Annotated in this window: 18 protein-coding genes, 1 tRNA gene and 1 other RNA gene; 19 read left to right on the forward strand and 1 reads right to left on the reverse strand. The window is 58.4% G+C overall.

Annotated elements, in window-relative coordinates; all coding sequences use genetic code 11:
- Positions 1–235: 235 nt before the first annotated feature.
- The 10 genes from hisH (at position 236) to ACO9S2_RS11240 (ending at position 9,089) form a co-directional block, all read left to right on the forward strand.
- A complete protein-coding gene (gene hisH, locus ACO9S2_RS11195; protein ID WP_423722221.1) occupies positions 236–853 on the forward strand; it encodes an imidazole glycerol phosphate synthase subunit HisH in 618 nt (205 codons plus the stop codon).
- A 30-nt stretch (positions 854–883) separates the two neighbouring features.
- On the forward strand, positions 884–1,636 hold the full coding sequence (locus tag ACO9S2_RS11200) for a hypothetical protein (RefSeq protein ID WP_423722222.1): 753 nt from the start codon (positions 884–886) through the stop codon (positions 1,634–1,636).
- Positions 1,637–1,660: 24 nt separating this feature from the next.
- Positions 1,661–2,383, forward strand: a complete 723-nt coding sequence (hisA, locus tag ACO9S2_RS11205) for a 1-(5-phosphoribosyl)-5-[(5-phosphoribosylamino)methylideneamino]imidazole-4-carboxamide isomerase (protein ID WP_423722224.1) — start codon at positions 1,661–1,663, stop codon at positions 2,381–2,383.
- A 98-nt stretch (positions 2,384–2,481) separates the two neighbouring features.
- Positions 2,482–3,264, forward strand: a complete 783-nt coding sequence (gene hisF, locus ACO9S2_RS11210) for an imidazole glycerol phosphate synthase subunit HisF (RefSeq protein ID WP_423722226.1) — start codon at positions 2,482–2,484, stop codon at positions 3,262–3,264.
- Positions 3,265–3,268: 4 nt separating this feature from the next.
- Positions 3,269–3,940: a bifunctional phosphoribosyl-AMP cyclohydrolase/phosphoribosyl-ATP diphosphatase HisIE gene (hisIE, locus tag ACO9S2_RS11215; protein ID WP_423722228.1), complete on the forward strand. Its 672-nt coding sequence runs from the start codon at positions 3,269–3,271 to the stop codon at positions 3,938–3,940.
- Between the two features lie 13 nt (positions 3,941–3,953).
- The gene (locus ACO9S2_RS11220) at positions 3,954–4,298 is read left to right on the forward strand and encodes a histidine triad nucleotide-binding protein (RefSeq protein WP_423722230.1); all 345 of its coding nucleotides are present in this window, start codon (positions 3,954–3,956) and stop codon (positions 4,296–4,298) included.
- A gap of 124 nt (positions 4,299–4,422) precedes the next feature.
- Complete coding sequence (dnaG, locus tag ACO9S2_RS11225; RefSeq protein ID WP_423722231.1) at positions 4,423–6,246, forward strand: DNA primase; 1,824 nt, start codon at positions 4,423–4,425, stop codon at positions 6,244–6,246.
- A 2-nt stretch (positions 6,247–6,248) separates the two neighbouring features.
- The gene (gene rpoD / locus ACO9S2_RS11230; protein ID WP_423722233.1) at positions 6,249–8,063 is read left to right on the forward strand and encodes an RNA polymerase sigma factor RpoD; all 1,815 of its coding nucleotides are present in this window, start codon (positions 6,249–6,251) and stop codon (positions 8,061–8,063) included.
- Positions 8,064–8,171: 108 nt separating this feature from the next.
- Positions 8,172–8,248, forward strand: a tRNA-Ile gene (locus ACO9S2_RS11235).
- Between the two features lie 64 nt (positions 8,249–8,312).
- On the forward strand, positions 8,313–9,089 hold the full coding sequence (locus ACO9S2_RS11240; protein WP_423722236.1) for a zinc ribbon domain-containing protein: 777 nt from the start codon (positions 8,313–8,315) through the stop codon (positions 9,087–9,089).
- On the opposite strand, the gene rnhC is transcribed toward ACO9S2_RS11240, so the two are convergent.
- A complete protein-coding gene (gene rnhC / locus ACO9S2_RS11245) occupies positions 9,086–9,751 on the reverse strand; it encodes a ribonuclease HIII (RefSeq protein WP_423722238.1) in 666 nt (221 codons plus the stop codon). The genes ACO9S2_RS11240 and rnhC overlap by 4 nt on opposite strands.
- A gap of 97 nt (positions 9,752–9,848) precedes the next feature.
- On the opposite strand from rnhC, the gene ACO9S2_RS11250 reads away from it, so the two are divergent.
- From ACO9S2_RS11250 to ACO9S2_RS11290, 9 genes are all read left to right on the forward strand, one after another.
- Positions 9,849–10,718 (forward strand): M48 family metallopeptidase, encoded by an 870-nt coding sequence (locus ACO9S2_RS11250; protein WP_423722239.1) that lies wholly within the window; start codon positions 9,849–9,851, stop codon positions 10,716–10,718.
- Positions 10,719–10,834: 116 nt separating this feature from the next.
- An RNA gene (gene rnpB, locus ACO9S2_RS11255) (RNase P RNA component class A) lies at positions 10,835–11,257 on the forward strand.
- 255 nt (positions 11,258–11,512) lie between these two features.
- Positions 11,513–13,288: a biosynthetic-type acetolactate synthase large subunit gene (gene ilvB / locus ACO9S2_RS11260; RefSeq protein ID WP_423722241.1), complete on the forward strand. Its 1,776-nt coding sequence runs from the start codon at positions 11,513–11,515 to the stop codon at positions 13,286–13,288.
- An 11-nt stretch (positions 13,289–13,299) separates the two neighbouring features.
- Complete coding sequence (ilvN, locus tag ACO9S2_RS11265) at positions 13,300–13,818, forward strand: acetolactate synthase small subunit (RefSeq protein ID WP_423722243.1); 519 nt, start codon at positions 13,300–13,302, stop codon at positions 13,816–13,818.
- Between the two features lie 57 nt (positions 13,819–13,875).
- The gene (gene ilvC, locus ACO9S2_RS11270) at positions 13,876–14,889 is read left to right on the forward strand and encodes a ketol-acid reductoisomerase (protein WP_423722501.1); all 1,014 of its coding nucleotides are present in this window, start codon (positions 13,876–13,878) and stop codon (positions 14,887–14,889) included.
- A 13-nt stretch (positions 14,890–14,902) separates the two neighbouring features.
- On the forward strand, positions 14,903–15,553 hold the full coding sequence (locus ACO9S2_RS11275; RefSeq protein ID WP_423722245.1) for a phosphatidylserine decarboxylase family protein: 651 nt from the start codon (positions 14,903–14,905) through the stop codon (positions 15,551–15,553).
- Complete coding sequence (pssA, locus tag ACO9S2_RS11280; RefSeq protein ID WP_423722247.1) at positions 15,550–16,353, forward strand: CDP-diacylglycerol--serine O-phosphatidyltransferase; 804 nt, start codon at positions 15,550–15,552, stop codon at positions 16,351–16,353. Before ACO9S2_RS11275 ends, pssA begins: the two co-directional genes overlap by 4 nt.
- A gap of 402 nt (positions 16,354–16,755) precedes the next feature.
- The gene (locus tag ACO9S2_RS11285; RefSeq protein WP_423722248.1) at positions 16,756–18,303 is read left to right on the forward strand and encodes a 2-isopropylmalate synthase; all 1,548 of its coding nucleotides are present in this window, start codon (positions 16,756–16,758) and stop codon (positions 18,301–18,303) included.
- Positions 18,304–18,496: 193 nt separating this feature from the next.
- Positions 18,497–18,859, forward strand: coding sequence for a cupin domain-containing protein (locus ACO9S2_RS11290; protein ID WP_423722250.1), 363 nt, complete (start codon positions 18,497–18,499; stop codon positions 18,857–18,859).
- Positions 18,860–18,878 lie beyond the last annotated feature (19 nt).

Raw genomic sequence — 18,878 nt, forward strand, 5'->3', positions numbered from 1 at the left:
TCGGCTCAGGCTACTGGTTCAGCCTGGCACTGTCAATCTTAGGGTGCTGATCTCCATGAAGAAGGCCAGACGGGTTGCTTGTTAGCGTTCGTCCTGTCGTTTGCCAGTGGCAGGTTGCCGCTGGTTGCGGTATTGTTACGGCCTTACGGCCAGGCTAGGGGCGTGAGGCCATAGGCAAGAGAGGTACGAGGACGGTTCTTCTAGCCGCTCGCCTCGTGCCTCTCGCCTTCAGGGAATGGATATGATCGCGATTATCGATTACGGCATGGGCAACTTGCGCAGTGTTTCCAAGGCCTTTGAGGCGGTGGGGCATCAGGCGGTGGTGACGCGTGACGTGGCGGCGATCAACAATGCCAGTCATGTGGTGTTGCCGGGGGTCGGCGCGTTCGGCGACTGCATGGCCAACCTCGAACGTTATGATCTCATTGATTCTGTTCGCATGACGATTCAATCGGGCAAGCCGTTCCTGGGGATTTGTTTGGGGCTTCAATTGTTGTTCTCGGAAAGCGAGGAGTTCGGCCCCCATAAGGGGCTGGACATTATTCCCGGCAAGGTCCGGCGGTTTGCGGCTGATCCCGCGCTGAAAGTGCCGCATATGGGCTGGAATCAGGTGGATGTGCAGCGGCCCTGTCCCTTATTCAAGGGCATTCCCAACGGGGCTAATTGGTATTTCGTGCATTCCTACTTCGTCGATCCGGTGGATAAAGAGATTGCCGCGACGACCACAACCTATGGCATTCCGTTTGTCTCGAGCATTTGGAAAGACAATGTGGTGGCCTGCCAGTTCCATCCGGAAAAGAGCCAGGTCGTGGGATTGCAGCTGATCAAGAACTTTGGAGCATGGCATGTGTAGCCTTCAGGGGTGTGCTGTGAGGAATGAGCGGTGAAGACTCGACAGACCGGACAAGGCGCCGCCCGGCACACGCTTCGCGCACTGACAATGATGGCGCTCGTGGTCGCCGCCGTCGGGTGCAGCGGCGCCAAGGTCACGACGAAGTCGTCGAACGAACTCCCTCACTACAAGATTCAGACTCTTGCGCTGGTTCCTTTTACGTCCCTCAAGACGCCTCAGGTGCATGATCAGCGCGATTTGTATTTCTCAACCCCTTATGGTGTGCGAGGGTCGGATATTTCGGTCGCTATCCCGCCTGACACCGAGGTGCCGTCGAAGCGGACGGAGACCGTTCCCGCCTATGCCGCGGATAAGGTGACTCAGCTTTTTTGGAAGCGCCTTCAGCCGAGAGAGGGACTGCATGTGCTGCCGCCGGGGGACGCGGCCAAGGTGGCTCCTGTGACAGCGGAGGCCGCGAAGACTACTCCTGAAGCGGCTGCGGCGAACCTGGCTCAACGATTGAAGGCGGATGCGGCCTTCATCGGCGAGGTGCTGATGTTTCAAGAGCGGGTCGGCAGCCGAATGGGAGCGAACCCGACCGCGGCGGTGGGGTTCGAAGTCAAAGTCGTGGCGGCCGATGGGCAGGTGCTCTGGGTCGGCAATTACTATGAACGGCAGCGGCCGATGACGGAGGATTTTATGGGATTTATCCATCGGTGGGCGTTCGTCACGGCTGATGAATTGGCGCAGTATGGGGTTGAAGAGGTCCTGAAGGAGTTTCCGTTTGGAGCCACGGCGAAGTAGCGCAGAAAGGGCGGATGGATTTCCATGCTTGTTATTCCTGCAATTGATTTGAAAGACGGGCGCTGTGTGCGGCTTCGTCAGGGCGATATGGCGGCGGAGACGGTCTATTCCACCGATGTGCCGGCGATGGCGCGGCAGTGGCAGCAGCAGGGGGCGGGCTTGATCCATGTCGTGGATCTCAACGGCGCCGTGGACGGCGAGCCCAGGAATCTCTCCGAGATTCAAGCGGTGATGGCGACGGTCAGTGTGAAGGTTCAGGTCGGCGGCGGAATTCGCACCATCGAGACCGTCCGCCGGTATCTCACGGCCGGGGTGTCGCGCGTGGTGTTGGGGACGGCCGCGCTCACGGATCGGGCGTTCCTCGAGCAAGCCTGTCACGAATTCCCGCGGCGCATCCTGTTGGGGCTGGATGCGCGTGACGGCAAGGTGGCGGTGAAGGGCTGGACATCGGTATCCGATACGAAGGCCATCGACTTGTTGAAAGAGCTCTCCGGATACGCGTTGGGTGCCGTGATCTATACCGACATTGCGCGGGACGGCATGCTGGACGGGCCGAATCTGACGGCCCTGCGGGAGGTTGTCGAAAGTGCGTCGTTCCCGGTCATTGCCTCAGGCGGGATTTCGCGTGTGGAAGATCTGCACGCCATCAAATCGCTCGGCCCCCGTCTTGAGGGGGCCATCGTCGGCAAGGCCCTCTACGACGGGAAGCTGGATTACGCCGCGGCGGTAGCCGCGATAGGCGGGTGACGAGAGGTGAGGGGCAAGGAGTGGAGCAGTTCAAGCCAACCCTTTGGTTTTGCGGCTACCCTCATCCCTCTGGCCATGAGCGAACGGAGTGAGCGAGTATGTTGACGAAACGCATCATCCCCTGTCTCGACGTCAAAGACGGCCGTGTGGTGAAGGGCGTGAGCTTTGTCAATTTGCGCGATGCGGGTGATCCGGTCGAAGTTGCCACGGTCTATGACCGTGAAGGCGCGGACGAGCTATGCTTCCTGGACATCACGGCCTCCCATGAAAACAGGAAGACGATTCTCGATGTGGTGGAGCGGACAGCGACACGGGTCTTCATGCCCCTGACGGTGGGCGGGGGGGTGCGCACGCTCGATGATATTCGCGCGTTGTTGAACGCGGGTGCCGACAAGGTCAGCATCAACACGGCGGCGGTGCAGCGGCCCGAATTCGTGCGGGAGGCGGCGCAGCGGTTCGGTACGCAATGCATTGTCGTGGCGATTGATGCGAAGCGGGCGAGCAGGCCGGGTCACTGGGAAGTCTTTACGCACGGAGGCCGGAAATCGACCGGTCTTGATGCGATCGAGTGGGCGAGACGGATGGAAAGCTTCGGCGCGGGCGAGATTCTGCTCACGAGCATGGACCAGGACGGTCGGCAGACCGGCTATGACCTGGCACTTACTGCGGCAGTGTCCGAGCAAGTCTCCGTTCCGGTTATCGCATCCGGCGGTGTGGGCACGTTGGAGCATTTGTATGACGGGTTTGTCACCGGCAAGGCTGATGCGGTGCTGGCGGCGTCGATTTTTCATTTCCGAACCTATACCATTCCGCAGGCCAAACAATTCTTGAAAGAGAAAGGGGTGCCGGTCCGGCTGGATCAAGCTGTGTCGGTTGCGTGAGGTGATGGGACAACAGGACCGGGGAACGACGTTCAAGTTCGATGAGCAGGGGCTGATTCCGGCCGTGGTGCAGGACTGGCTCGACGGGACCGTGTTGATGGTCGGGTATATGAACCAGGAGGCGCTGAGTCAGACGCTGGCCACCAAGACAGTCCACTTCTGGAGCCGGTCTCGCAAGAAGCTCTGGGAGAAGGGTGAAACATCGGGGAACAAGCTTCATGTCAAAGCCCTCTTTGTCGATTGCGATCGCGACACGATTCTCGTGAAGGCGCAGCCGGTCGGGCCGACCTGTCATACGGGTGAGCGGGCCTGTTTCTTCACGGCGATTGATGCACAAGGCCGGATCGAGTCGGACAAGACGGGTGACGCGGCTGCTGGCATTCTTGAGGCCGTTGCTCGGACGATCGAGGACAGAAAGGCCCATCCTCAGCAGGGGTCCTACACGACGAAGTTGTTTGAAGGGGGCCAGGATAAGATTCTGAAGAAAGTGGCGGAAGAGGCGGGGGAAGTGCTCCTGGCTTCCAAGGGCGGCAAGCGGGACGAGATTGTTTATGAAGTAACCGACCTGTTTTTTCATACGCTGATGGTTTTGGGTTATCACGATGTGCCGCTCCAAGCGATCTATGAGGAACTCGCCAAGCGGTTCGGGAAGTCGGGCCTCAGGCCTGAGAAATAGCTAGGGAGGCCGTGTGAGCACCTGTATCTTTTGCCGGATTGTGGAGGGAAGTATCCCTGCCAAGGTGGTCTATCAGGATGAGGACACGCTCGCCTTCGACGACATTACCCCGCAGGCGCCGGTCCACACGCTGGTGATTCCCAAGCGGCATGTGGCGGCGGTTCAGGACCTCGGGGAGGCGGATCAGGCCCTGCTGGGACGGCTCCTCTTGACCTGTCGAAAGGTCGCGACGGAGAAGGGGCTGGCAGATTCCGGTTATCGCATTGTGGCGAATACCGGGAGGGATGGCGGGCAATCGGTTTTTCATCTGCATTTTCATGTGCTTGGAGGAAGGCACCTGGCCTGGCCTCCTGGGTGATCTTCCCCTCGCAGAATTGACAGACTTTCCAGCCGTCTGATACCCTGACCGATCTATTCATCCGACTTTTTGGCAACCGACCCGTCCGGTCGTGCGTGACGGGTGTGCAGGAGCGACGACTCTCGTGGGCCGAGGCTTGATTTCTGACGACATCATCAACCAGATTCGGGACCGCGCCGATATCGCCGATATCGTCGGACACCATGTCTCGCTCACGAAGGCGGGACAGAATCTCAAAGGGCTCTGTCCATTCCATCAAGAGAAAAGTCCCTCCTTTACGGTCAGTCCGTCGAAACAGATTTTTCATTGTTTTGGTTGCGGCGCGGGCGGCAACGTCTTCACATTTCTCACCCGGATTACCGGATCGAGCTTTCCGGAGGTCGTGCGAGAACTCGGTCGGAAGGTGGGCGTCGAGATCCAGGAGCAGGCGGAGTTCAATCCTCAGACGGCGCAGTTTGCCCGCATCGAGCAGGTGAATCAGGCGGCCTCCGCCTGGTTTTATAAAAACCTCCAAGATTCGAAGGCCGGCGATGAAGCCAGACGCTATCTTGTGGAGCGTGGAATCGAGACTGCGACGGTCGCGCAATTTAAGATCGGTGTGGCCCCGGCTGAGTGGGAGGGGTTGATCAAGTCGCTTACCCGTCAAGGATTTACGGCCGGCGATTTGGCGGCGGCGGGTCTGACGATTGCGCGGGAGCAGGCCGGCAACGGGGCGACGGGATTCTACGACCGGTTCAGGTCGCGGGTGATGTTTCCCATCGTCGATCTCCGCAAACGCGTGGTCGGGTTCGGGGGGCGCGCCCTCGGCGACGGGACTCCCAAGTATCTCAACTCCCCCGATACACCGTTATTCAAAAAAGGTCTGACGCTCTTTGCCTTCGATCGGGCGCGGGAGGCGATTGCCCGGACGAAGACCGTCATTGTGGTGGAAGGGTATTTCGACGCGATTGCGCTCCATCAAGCCGGTATTGCCCATACGGTGGCGACGCTGGGAACAGCATTGACGGCGGAACATATTCAGGCGCTCCGGCGGTTCGCCTCCAATGTGGTCTTGCTGTTTGATCCGGATGCGGCCGGTGTGCGTGCGGCGTTGCGGGGGCTGGATCTGTTTGTGAACAGCGGGTTGGGTGTGAAGGTGGTGACTCTTCCGGCGGGGGACGATCCGGACACCTACGTTCGCAAGGCCGGGGTGGAGGCCTTTGCGCGTCTGGAAGCCGCCGCGCCGAGCCTGTTGGATTATGCGCTCGAACATAGTGTGAAAGCCGCGGAGTCCGGATCGCTGGAAGGGCGCATCCGGAGCGTCGATGAAATTCTCCGGATTCTCCAAAAGAGCGAGCATCCCATCGAGCGGGAAGAGCGGATTCGCCTCGTGGCCGAGCGGTTAGGTATCAGCCAGCAGCGGTTGATCGAGCGCTATCCGGCATTGGTGGCGGAACAGCGGAAGGTCGCGGGTGCCCCGGCGGTCAATCCGAAGGCCGCGCCCCTGTTTAAAAACGCGCCGGAGGAACGAGACCTGGGGCTGATGCTGTTGCATGGCAAGCTGAATCCGGCGGATATTCGTCGGCTCAAGCCGGAATTGTTTTCAGTACCCGCCTGCAGGAAATTGGTGGAATTGGCGCTTGGGCATGTCGGATCGGACGGCCGGATCGGTGTCCGCTCGCTGCTTGACGCGGTGCTGGACGATCCGGATTGCGGGGCGCTGGCGACGGAATTGTCGTTGCGCGAGGAGCATTTCGACGATGTGCCGGCGCACATCAAGGATTGCCTGGATCAGTTGGACCGGAAACGGGCGGACGGAGCCATGCGCGACTTGATCGCCCGGCTCAAGATGGCCGAACGGGAAGGGCGATGGGAGGACGCGCAGTCGATTAATCTCCAAGTGAATGAATTGCGGATGCGGAAAGCCGGCACGCCAGTCGCCGGCACAGTCTCATTGGTTAAGGAGTAGCTATGCCGAAACAAGAGTTGCTCGGCGAGGTCAAAAAGCTTATCTCGATCGGGAAAGAAAAGGGCTTTCTGACTTACGACGAACTGAACAACACCCTGCCGGCTGAAGTGGTCTCATCCGATCAGTTCGGCAGCATCATGACGATGTTCGGCGAAATGGACATCGAGATTGTGGATGCGCCGGACGGGGAACGGGCGCAGAAGACGACCGAGCGCGACGATGCCGCCGACGAGAGCGACGAAGCGGAGGCGGAGAGCGACGAAGAGAACGAAAAACCCATCGACCTGACGCCGGGTGCGCTCAGCCGGACGGACGATCCGGTGCGGCTTTATTTGAAGGAAATGGGCAGCGTTGCCTTGCTGAGCCGCGAAGGGGAAATCGAGATCGCCAAGCGCATCGAAGAGGGGAAGAAGGACATTGCCTCGGTCATCTACGGCATGCCGATGACGATCGAGTTTGTCCTGGCCCTGCGGGATCAGCTCAAGGATGCCAAGATCGATGTGCGCGAAATCGTGCCGGTACAGGAAACGGAAGAGGATTTCGATGAAGAGCAGCCCGTTGAACGGGATTATGAAGAACTGCGGGTCAAGACGCTGGATGCCCTGAACGCGGTGCGGAAAGTGTCGCTGGCCCTGAAAGCCCTGGCCGAAAAGGGCAAGACGATCGGCAGCGATCCGGTCAAGCAGAAACAATTCAAGAAGCAGTTCGACATGGCCCGTCAGCAGGTGGTGGACAAGATCGAGTCCGTTAATCTGCACGGGGTCTTGAAAGATCGCATGGTGCAGCGGGTGCGCGACCTGGCAGTGCAGTTCCGCATGGCCGAGCGTGAAGTGGCCAGCTGCCAGCGGCGCATCGGGGTCAGCGGCGAGGCCGGGGCCGAGTTGCTGAGGAAAATGTGTCGGACGCGGCCGGATTTTCTGGCCGTCAAGCGGCGGGCCGGAGTGTCGGAAGACACGTTAAATGACATCAAGAAGGTCTATCAGGCGGCGAAGGCGCGCATCCGCCAGCTGGAAACCGAAGAGGCGCTGGTTTCGGCCGATGAGATCAAGGACGCGGTCAAGCATCTCGACGTGGCGGAGGAAAAAGTCAAGCGCGGGAAGGCGGAACTTGTCGAAGCCAACTTGCGGCTCGTCGTGAGCATCGCGAAGAAGTACACCAACCGCGGCTTGCAGTTCCTGGATCTCATTCAGGAAGGCAACATCGGCCTGATGAAGGCGGTCGACAAATTTGAATATAAGCGCGGGTACAAGTTCAGCACCTATGCGACCTGGTGGATTCGTCAGGCGATCACGCGGGCCATCGCGGATCAGGCGCGCACGATCCGCATTCCGGTGCACATGATCGAGACGATTAACAAGTTGATCCGGACGTCCCGCCATCTGGTGCAGAAACTCGGGCGTGAGCCGTTGCCGGAGGAAATCGCCGAGCGGATGGACCTGCCGCTCGACAAGGTGCGGAAGATCTTGAAAATCGCCCGCGAGCCGATTTCGCTCGAGACGCCGATCGGGGAAGAGGAAGACAGTCATTTGGGTGACTTTATCGAGGACAAGAAGGCGGTTTCCCCGCTGGAAGCCGCCATCCGGTACGATCTGCAGCGCCAGATCAACAGCGCCCTTGAAACGCTCACGCCGCGCGAAGAAAAAGTGCTGCGGAAGCGGTTCGGCATCGGTGAAGCGACGGATCACACACTGGAAGAAGTCGGGCAGGATTTCGAAGTGACCCGTGAGCGCATTCGCCAGATCGAGGCCAAGGCCCTGCGCAAGCTGCGTCATCCGAGCCGGAGCAAGAAGCTGCGCAGCTTCGTGGAAACCCTGTAAAGGGGCTGTTGCTGAGCACGATTTGACTCCAAGTGGGGGGCGGCCTAGAATCGAGCACTTATCTTCGGCTCTGTCCAGGCAGTGTGGGTATTCTCGGGACACCTGATCGGGCCCATAGCTCAGGTGGTTAGAGCGGCTGACTCATAATCAGCTGGTCCTAGGTTCAAGTCCTAGTGGGCCCACCACATGAGAGGCGTTCTTGCGCATGACCGGCTGTGATCGCCTGCATGCAGTATATAAAGGAGTCCGTTGAGCCAGAAACTAGTCCCCCTGATTGCCCTGCAAAAGCTTGATCTCCGTATCATGGAGATCAAAGACCAGCGTCGGAAAATTCCCGAACGTCTCAGTCTCGCCGAAGCGCCGCTTCGCGAGGCGACCCAGCTTTTGACCGACACCCAGGCGGCGATCGAAACCCTCATCAAAGAGCGTCGTGCGCATGAAAAAGATCTGGAGGCCCACGAAGCACAGACAGAGAAGATGAAGACGCACGCGTCAAGCTTGAAAACCAATAAGGAGTATCAAGCGCATCTCTTTGAGATCGAACTGGCCAACAAGAGGCGCGGAGAGTTTGAAGAAAAAATCCTTCTGTCGATGGAGAAGATCGAGCAACTGCAACAGACGGCCAAAGAGGCGCAGGAAAAGGCCGATGTGGCCGGGAAGATCTTTGCCGAAGAGAAAAAAGTCCTCGATGGACAGGATCAGGTGCTGGCGAAAGAGTTGGCCCAACTCGAAGCCCGGCAATCAGAGGCGGCACGGTTGATCGATAAGAACCTGCTCGCCCGGTATAATCAGATCAAAGCGGCCAAGAAGGAGCAGGCGCTGGCCGCTGTGCGCGATGGCATGTGCGCCGGATGCCGCCTGCAAATCCCGCCTCAGCTCATTGCCCAGGTCAAACGCTCCGACGATCTTCACGTATGCCCCTATTGCCGCCGTATGCTCTACTGGGAAGGCGAGGTCCCAACCGAGTCCCCGTCGGCGCTGAGCGAAGCCAAGAAAAAAGACCTGGAAGTCGGCGAATCGGTCTAGGCCAGTCGTGCCAGGACGGCTTGTGTGGTCTTGAAGTGCATCTTGGCCACGGTCTCAAGCCGCTCCCTTCCGTGCTTCTTGATGACCATCCGTGCGGCCAGTTCGACGGCGGGTGATGCGCCTTTGGGCAGCGTCGTCCCGACGTCCTCCGACAGTCGCTTCAGCCTCTGCAGGAATTCTGCACGCGCAAGGATGGAGGCGGCGGCTACGGCTATATCGGACTCGGCTTTGGGTCGCTGCTCCAGCACGATCGTGCGGCCCCTTTCTTGGAGCGCGTTCAGAATGAGCCGCTCGTCTCCAAATTGATCCGAAATCGCCCGCTCGCAGGACACCCTGTCGAGCAGATTCTCCAGGGCCCGCGCATGGCCCCAGGCGAGAAGGCGGTTCAGATTTTTGATCTTCGCATACAGCTCATTGTATTTCTGCGGGCCGATGGCCACGATGCTATGCGGGCAAATAGTCTTGATATCCGGTGCCATTTCCAAAATTCTTCCATCGGAAATCTTCTTGCTGTCTCGCACTTGCATGAGGGCCAGTTCGCCCTGGGTGGTCGTGTCGACGAAGACGGCGGCGATGACCAGCGGCCCAAAGTAGTCGCCTTTCCCTGATTCGTCGATGCCGATGCGTTCGATCGACGGTGCGTTAGGGGGTGGGGCTGTCACGCGTCTCTCCCGGTAGAAAACAATCATGAGGGCGCGGTAATCTAACGGATAGAAGAGGGGATGGTCAATTTGTGAGTTGGAACGACGGGGGAAGGGCATGAGGCATCGAGCAAACGTGATGCGGTTGTTGCTGGCGGGTACCGTGTGGTGTGTGTCGTTGAGTGTGCTGGGCTGCGAGACAAATCCCTACACGGGCCGGCATCAATTAGTGATGACGTCGGTGGCTGACGAAATGACGATGGGCGCGCAGGCCTACCAGCAGGTGAAGAGCGATCCCAAGATACGGCAGTCACAAGATCCGCGCGAGATCGAGCCGGTGAGGCGGGTGGCGGCCCGGATCATTGAGGCGGCGAAGCGGTCAAAGTACGCGGAGATGGCCCAGCAGTTTCAGTGGGAAGTGACGGTCATCAAGGATGATAAAACCATGAACGCGTTTGCGTTGCCTGGTGGGAAAATTGCCGTGTACACGGGAATTTTCCCCGTAGCCAAGACGGAGGCTGGACTGGCCGCTGTGATGGGGCATGAAGTCGTCCATGCGTTGGCGCGTCACGGAGCGGAACGGATGAGTCAGGGCCAACTGACGAGCGCGGCCTTGCAGGCGGCGGGAGCGGCGATTGGTGCCAGTGGTAGCAATCCGATGCTCAGTCAGGCGGCAATGGCTGCGCTGGGAGCCGGAGTTCAGGTTGGAGTGCTCTTACCGTTTAGTCGAGAGCATGAATCAGAAGCTGATTATATCGGCATTCTACTTGCGGCTGACGCAGGGTACGATCCGCGGGAGTCCGTTCATCTCTGGGAGCGAATGGAGCAGATGTCCACTGGCGGCGGGCCTGCGGAATTTTTGTCTACCCATCCGGGACACGAAACCAGAATTCAGCAACTCAAGAAGTGGATGCCGGAAGCGATGGCGATTTACCAGGGAAGACAGCCGGTTCCGGCTTTAAATTTGCCGGCTGTTGGGGGGCGATAGGGAGATCTGTGGGAGTGTTGGTGAATTCGGAGACAGACCTCTTGCGCCATTCCGGGGAGCCATTGCCGGTTCCTTGTCAGGCCTGAGCTGTTTCCCCTATACTAGACATGCGCGAGTGAGGAGGCTGGGCGATCGCTCGATACCTTCGGTATCGGGAGGAAAGTCCGGACTCCAAGGGCAGGGCGCTGGGTAACTCCCAGGCGGAGCGATCCGACACCAGCACCACAGAAAACAAACCGCCGATGGCCAACGCGACAGGATCCCATTCGGTCGCCGAGGCTCAGGTAAGGGTGAAACGGCGGGGTAAGAGCCCACCGCGGTGGTGGCGACATCACCGGCACGGTAAGCGTCGCCCGGTGCAAGGCCAAATAGGAAGACACGTGCGGATGCGAAAGCGTCTGCACAACGGCTGGCCCGGTCGAGGTCTTCGGGTAGGTTGCTTGAGGCTCGGGGTAACTCGAGTCCCAGAGAAATGATCGCCTATGCAAGGGCTTTGTGCTCTTGCAGGACAGAATCCGGCTTATAGGCTTCCTCACTCGCGCTTTTTCTTTTCCGCCTCGGTGTTTTCCTCTCTTAGAAGTATGTCGAAGGCCGAAACCGGATCGTACGGGCATTCTCCGTCCCCGTTGGATTCCGGCTCTTGACCCTCGTGGACCGTGATGTTAGGATCTCCCATCTTTCCCATTGATATTTCAGAAATTTCTGCGTGATCAGACGGGGCATTCTGTTTAGCCTATCTGTGGGGGCGATTTTCGCAAGAAACACACTCCGGCGGTCCGGGGGAGGATAAGGATATGAAGCTCAACGGATCAGAGATCTTTATCGAGAGCCTCAAGCGGGAAGGAGTGAAAACGATTTTCGCGCTTCCCGGTGGCGTGGTCCTCAAGATTTTCGACATGCTGCATCAGCAGAAGGATCTTGAAGTGATTCTGACCAGGCATGAGCAGGGTGCCGGTCACATGGCAGAGGGGTATGCCAAAGCGACCGGGAAGGCCGGCGTTGCGCTGGTGACCTCTGGGCCAGGGATGACGAATGTCATCACGGCGCTGGCCGATGCCTATATGGATTCGGTTCCGCTGGTCTGTTTCAGCGGCCAGGTGCCCACGAGCCTGATCGGCAATGATGCGTTTCAGGAAGCGGACAATATAGGGTTGAGCCGTCCCTGCACCAAGTATAATTTCCTGGTGAAGGACGTGAACGATCTTGCGATGACGATCAAGGAAGCCTTCTACATCGCGACGACCGGACGTCCCGGACCTGTGCTGGTTGATATTCCCAAGGACGTGTCGATGGCCAAGACGGAGTTCGTCTATCCGAACTCGGTGTCGATTCGCGGCTATAACCCCACCTACGAAGGCAATAAGTGGCAGATCAAGCAGGCGGCTGAGGCCATCATGAAGGCCAAGAAGCCGATCCTCTATGTGGGCGGCGGAGCGGTGTTCTCAGGGGCCGCGCAGGAATTGCTCGAACTCGCCGAACTCACCCAGATCCCTGTGGATATGACCTTGATGGGGCTGGGCATCTTCCCGGGCGAGCATCCGCTTTCGATGGGTATGCTCGGGATGCATGGCACCTATCAAGCCAACATGGCGATGCATTACTCGGATCTCGTAATTGCGATCGGAGCCCGGTTTGACGACCGGGTGACGGGGAAGGTGGCAGAGTTCTGCCCTCATGCCAAGATCATTCATGTCGATATCGATCCGACGTCGATCCGGAAGAACATCCACGTCGATATTCCGATCGTCGGCGATTGCAAGACGGTATTGCGAGAGTTGAACCAGATCCTTCGTGCGTCGGTGAACGGCGAGCAAAAGGAATTGCGCAAGCCCTGGTGGGACCAGATTCATGAGTGGCAGCGCAATCATCCCTTGGCCTATCAGCAGGATGCCGACGGACCGATCAAGCCTCAGCACGTAGTCAAGCGCCTGTACGAACTGACAAAGGATCGCGATCCGATTGTGTCGACCGACGTGGGCCAGCATCAAATGTGGGCCGCGCAATATTTCAAGCTGGCCAAGCCGAATCGCTGGTTGACCTCCGGCGGATTGGGCACCATGGGTTTCGGCTTTCCGGCTGCCATGGGGGCGCAGGCCGCATTTCGAGACCGGTTGGTGCTCTGCATTGCCGGAGACGGCAGCATTCAGATGAATATGCAGGAGATGGCGACCGCGGTGGTCAGCAAGCTCCCGGTGAAGATCATTGTCTTGAACAATCGCTTCCATGGCATGGTGCGGCAGTGGCAGGACTTGTTCTATGAGGGCCGCTATGCCTCCAGCGATCTTGAGAATACCCCGGACTTTGTGAAGCTGGCTGAGGCCTACGGCGCGGTCGGGTTGCGGGCCAGCAAGGTGGCCGATCTTGATGGCGTCTTAAAGGAAGCCATTGCCGTCGATAAGCCCGTGATCGTGGATGTTCCGACCTATCGTTTTGAGAACTGCTACCCCATGATTCCGGCCGGCGGGTGCAATCATGAAATGATTCTTGAAGATCCGCCCGAGTTGAAGAAAAAGCAGGCCGGTGCGGGAAAGGTGACTCCGGAAGACAAAGATACGGTATTGACGGCGTAAGGCAACCGATTATGGAACATATCATTGCAGTGACGGTCGAAAATAAGTTTGGAGTTTTGTCTCGCGTCGCGGGGCTGTTCAGCGGGCGGGGATTTAACATCGAGAGTCTGTCGGTGGCTCCGACGCTTGATCCGTCGATGTCGCAGATGATCATCGTCACATCCGGCGATGACCGCATCATCGAGCAGATCGTGAAGCAGCTGAACAAGCTGATCGATGTCATCAAGGTGGTTGATCTGAATGAAAGCGAATTCGTGTCGCGTGAAACCGCGCTGATCAAAGTGCATACCAAGGCGGAAGATCGGGCCGAGGCCCTTAGGATCGCGGACATCTTCCGGGCGAACGTCATCGATTCGACGCCGGCCACCTATACGATCGAAGTGACGGGTGATCCCAAAAAGATTGAAGCCATTATCAATTTGTTGCAGCCGCTTGGCATCAAGGAGCTCACCCGGACCGGCCGCGTGGCGGTCGCCCGTGAGCCGATTCGGGCTAGTGTCGTGCAACCAAGGAAAGTGGCGCGCGAGTAGCCGGTCGTTCAGCCAACGGTTTTATTCTGACCACAGGGAGTTGTTGAGGAGTGCATGATGAAGATCTATTACGACAAAGATGCCGACATTCAGCAGATTCGCAATAAAAAGGTCGCCGTGATCGGATACGGCAGCCAGGGCCATGCGCACGCGCTCAACATGAAGGAGAGCGGGGTGAACGTGGTCATCGGGTTGCGCGAGGGGGCGTCCTGGAAGAAGGCCGAACAGAGCGGCTTGAAAGTCATGCCGGTGGCCGATGCCGTCAAAGCATCGGATGTCGTCATGATTCTGGCCCCTGATGAAATGCAGGCGGCCATTTATCGCCAGGAGATCGCGCCCAATCTGAAAGCGGGGTCCTATCTTGCGTTCGGCCACGGGTTCAATATTCATTTCGGCCAGATTGTTCCCCCGGCGAACATCAATGTGTTCATGGTGGCGCCGAAGGGCCCCGGACATCTCGTCCGTTCCGAATACACCAAGGGGAGCGGTGTGCCCTGCTTGCTCGCGATCCATCAGGACCCCAGCGGGACAACCCGGCAGGTGGGCCTGGCCTACGCGAGCGCCGTCGGCGGCGGCCGCGCAGGCATCATCGAAACGAATTTCCGTGAAGAAACGGAAACCGATCTCTTCGGCGAACAGGCCGTCCTCTGCGGCGGACTCACGTCCCTGATTCAAGCGGGATTTGAAACCCTGGTCGAAGCAGGGTATTCACCTGAGATGGCCTATTTCGAGTGTCTCCACGAAGTGAAGTTAATCGTCGATCTGATCTATCAAGGCGGCATCGCCAATATGCGGTACTCGATCAGTACGACGGCGAAATACGGGGACATTACTCGCGGGCCCAGAGTCGTCACCGAGCAGACGAAGCAGGAGATGAAGAAGATTCTCGGCGAAATTCAGACCGGTCAGTTTGCCAAGGAGTGGGTGTTGGAGAATCAGGCCAATCGTCCCGTCTACAATGCGTTGCTGGCCAGAGGCGAAGCCCATCCGATCGAAGAGGTCGGCGCCAGGCTGCGGGCGATGATGCCGTGGCTCAAGAAGGACCAGCTCGTCGATAAATCCAAGAACTGAGGCTTCTGATCCCGTGGCAGATCGTGCTGTCGGCATCCCGATTGTCAAAGAAGGAATTCCCTTCGTCGGAATGACGGGAGGGATTACACTTCTATCAGGAATGATGGGGTGGATGATCCCTGCTGTGATAGCCGGGGGATTCACGCTCTTTACGGCCTGGTTTTTTCGTAACCCGCATCGGGTCATTCCGCAAGGCCCCAATTTGGTCGTGGCATCAGGCGATGGGAAAGTGATCGCCATTGAGGAAGAATTTGAACCCCGCTATCTGAAGGAGCGCAGTATCCGGCTCACGATTTTTCTGAACGTGTTCGACGTGCATGTGAATCGGATTCCTTGCGAGGGTATCATAGAAGACGTGCAGTATCAGCCGGGATTGTTCTTGGTCGCCAGCAAGCCGGAGGCGACGTTGAAGAATGAACAGAATGCCCTGATGATTCGAACGGCCGAGGGGATGAAGGTTTTGTGTGTGCAAGTAGCCGGGTTGATTGCCCGGCGCATCGTCTGCTGGGTGTCTCCAAAGGATAGGGCGGTCCGGGGTGAACGCTACGGCTTGATCCGGTTTGGGTCACGGATGGATACGTTTCTTCCTCTGGGGACGAAATTACGGGTGGCGGTGGGAGACCGCGTCAAGGGCGGGGAAACCATTGTAGGAGAACTGCAATGAGAGGAAACGGCTTGCGACAAGCGTTGGTGAAGGAAGGGCGAAAGCGCCAGGCCATGCACCTGATTCCCAATCTCCTGACCACTGGGAATCTGTTCTGTGGCGTCTATGCGATTCTATCTGTCTTTAATGCAAACTACATGGCCGCGGCCATCGCGATCTTGGTGGCCATGATTTTCGATGTCCTGGATGGAAAATCAGCCCGGCTGACCAATAGCACCAGCCATTTCGGGCTGGAGTATGATTCCTTGTCCGATGTGGTCTCTTTCGGCGTCGCTCCGGGCCTCCTGATCTACTCATGGGCATTGAGCGGACAGGGCACGTTCGGCGTGGCGGTGATGTTTGCCTATGTCGCGATGGGGGCGGTGCGTCTGGCGCGGTTCAATTCCACCGTGGCATTGGCAGATAGCAAGTACTTTACGGGGCTGGCCATCCCTGCTGCGGCCGGTGTGGTCGCCTCGCTCGTGATTCTTGAGCAGCATGTTGTCCGGATGGGGACCGATGTGAAGCCGGTGGTGGTCCTCATAATCACCCTGGCGTTGTCGTTTCTCATGGTCAGCACGGTGAAGTACCGAAGTTTTAAGGACATGAAGTTCAAGGGGCGTCAGCAGATTACCTATCTGGTGTGGGGTATTCTTGCGTTGATGCTGATTGCCGCGTGGCCCGAGGTCATGTTGTTTGTGGTTTTTGCCGGCTATGCCTTGATGGGGCCGACAGAGCGGGTATTTTGGCTGGTTGCCAGGGCAACGGGGAAGAAGGCCCTTCTCAAGTCGGATCAGCCTGTGATAGAACCCAAAGCGTAAGGCGACGACGAGGAGTAGTACGCGAGCCGCATAGATGGGAGAGAGCCGGCGGGTGGTGCAAGCCGGCCTGTGCGTCGCAGAACTCGCCTCCGAGCCGAATCCGTGAACTCCGAGTAATGGATTCCGCGTTGCTCCCGTAAGGAGCGAATGAAGGGCATCGGACGACAGCACTGTGGTCCGAGCTGAATCAGGGTGGTACCACGGAGCTTCTGAAGCCTCCGTCCCTGGGCTGAGGGATGGGGGCTTTTTGTTTTTTCAGTCCGATGAAAACGGTCGCCATCTGCATTCCCGGTTTAAAAACATCCTCAACGTACCCCAGAGGGTACGCCTACGGTGTTTTCTGTACCTGCGGCCTTGATGGACAACCGTTTTGATCGATCTGAATTGAAGAAGGGGGATGCCATGGCACGGATGATCCGGATTTTTGATACGACGTTACGCGACGGCGAGCAATCGCCAGGCGCCAGCATGAATGTGGAAGAAAAGGTGATGGTGGCGAAGCAGCTGGCGCGCCTCGGCGTCGATATTATCGAAGCCGGGTTTGCCTACAGTTCGCCCGGCGACTTCGAAGCGGTGCGGCGGATCGCGATGGAAGTGGACGGGCCGACGATTTGCAGCCTCGCTCGCGCGCGTCCGGAAGACATCGATCGGGCCTGGGATGCCCTCAAGGGGGCGCCGAAGGTTCGCATCCATACGTTCCTATCGACGTCGGATATCCATTTGAAGCATCAGTTCCGGATGACGAGGGAGGAAGCGAAGAACCGGGCGGTCGAGATGGTTCAGCGGGCGAGAAGCTATGTCAGTGATGTGGAGTTCTCCCCGATGGACGCCAGCCGATCCGATCCGGCCTATCTCTATGAGGTGATCGAGGCGGTCATTGCGGCGGGGGCCGGGACCATCAATATTCCGGATACGGTGGGCTATGCGGTTCCGCAAGAGTTCGGCCAGTTGATCAAGGGGATTTGCGAGAAGGTGCCCAATGCCAGGCAGGCGGTGATCTCCGTGCATTGCCACAACGACCTCGGGATGGCGGTGGCCAATAGCTTGGCGGCGGTGGTGAACGGTGCGGGCCAGGTTGAATGCACGATCAATGGAATCGGCGAGCGGGCCGGAAATACCTCGCTCGAAGAAATCGTGATGGGGCTTCGAACCAGGAAGGATTTCTATCAGGCCGATACGGGCGTGCGGACTGAGGAGATCGCCAAGACCAGCCGTCTCGTCAGCAAGATCACCGGCATGGTGGTGCAGCCGAACAAGGCGATTGTCGGGGCCAATGCCTTCGCCCATACATCCGGGATTCACCAGGACGGGCTGTTGAAAGACAAGACGACCTACGAGATCATGCGGCCGGAATCGATCGGGCTGGTCGAGAGCAAGATGGTGATGGGCAAATTGTCCGGCCGGCATGCGTTCCGGCAACGGCTGGAGGACTTGGGTTATAAACTCAGCGAAGAGGAAATCAATCACGCGTTCGAACGATTCAAGAAGCTGGCCGACCAGAAGAAGGAGATCTACGAAGAAGATCTCGAAGTGATCGTGTCGGAAGAGTTGGCCAAGATGACGGAACGGATCATTCTGAAGTCGTTCCATGTCGAGAGCGGAACAGATCGTGTGCCGACGGCCACGGTCGAACTGGAAATCGACGGCCGGCTCGTCAAAGAATCCGGCTGCGGCGATGGCCCGGTGGATGCGGTGTATCGCACGATCGCGTCCATCACAAAGACGAAGAGCAAGCTGCTGATGTTCGGCGTTAATGCCATCACCGGCGGGACCGATGCTCAGGGTGAAGTCTCCGTCCGCGTCGAGGAGGCCGGGCGTACCGTGTCCGGCCATGGAGCGGATACCGACATCATTACGGCCGCGGCCCGGGCCTACCTGAATGCCTTGAATCGGCTGGCCTATATGGCGTCGAAACAGGCTGACGGAGGGGGGAAGGTCCGCTTGATTTGATCGTTCCCGCCACGCTAGAGTGATTGCCCCGAGGGGTGTTCAAAGCGTCCGCCAGCGTCGTTTCCGAGGCGCTGACGCTTCAACGCACAGAACTGGGTACGTCTCGCGCCTCTGCTGGCTACGGCTTTGCTGAGCGGCTCTGGTGACCATCCTGCGAAGAGGAAGAGATGGTTCATTGCTGGATTGACTTGTGGTGTTGAAGCGAACGTTCGCCGACACTGAGGAGTTTCTTGCCGGGGACCATACGGTTCTGCGGGAATTGCTGCATCCGGCAAAGCAGTCGCTGAAGCTCGGCTACAGTCTGGCCCATGGCCGGCTTGCGCCGGGACGGCGGTCGAAGCGGCATAAGCTCGCTTCATCTGAGGTGTACTATTTTATTGCCGGGCAGGGGCGGTTCACAATCGATCATGAAGTCTGTTCCGTTGAAGGCGGCTCAGTGGTGTATGTGCCTCCGGGCGGGGATCAATCATTAGAGAATACCGGTACGTGCGATATTGAATTTCTCTGTCTCGTCGATCCGGCTTGGCGGGTGGAGGATGAGCAGGTGCTTGAGTAGGAGTGTCGGTTGTCCGTAA

The organism is Nitrospira sp. NS4 (assembly GCF_049546785.1).
Classification (GTDB): Bacteria; Nitrospirota; Nitrospiria; order Nitrospirales; family Nitrospiraceae; genus Nitrospira_D.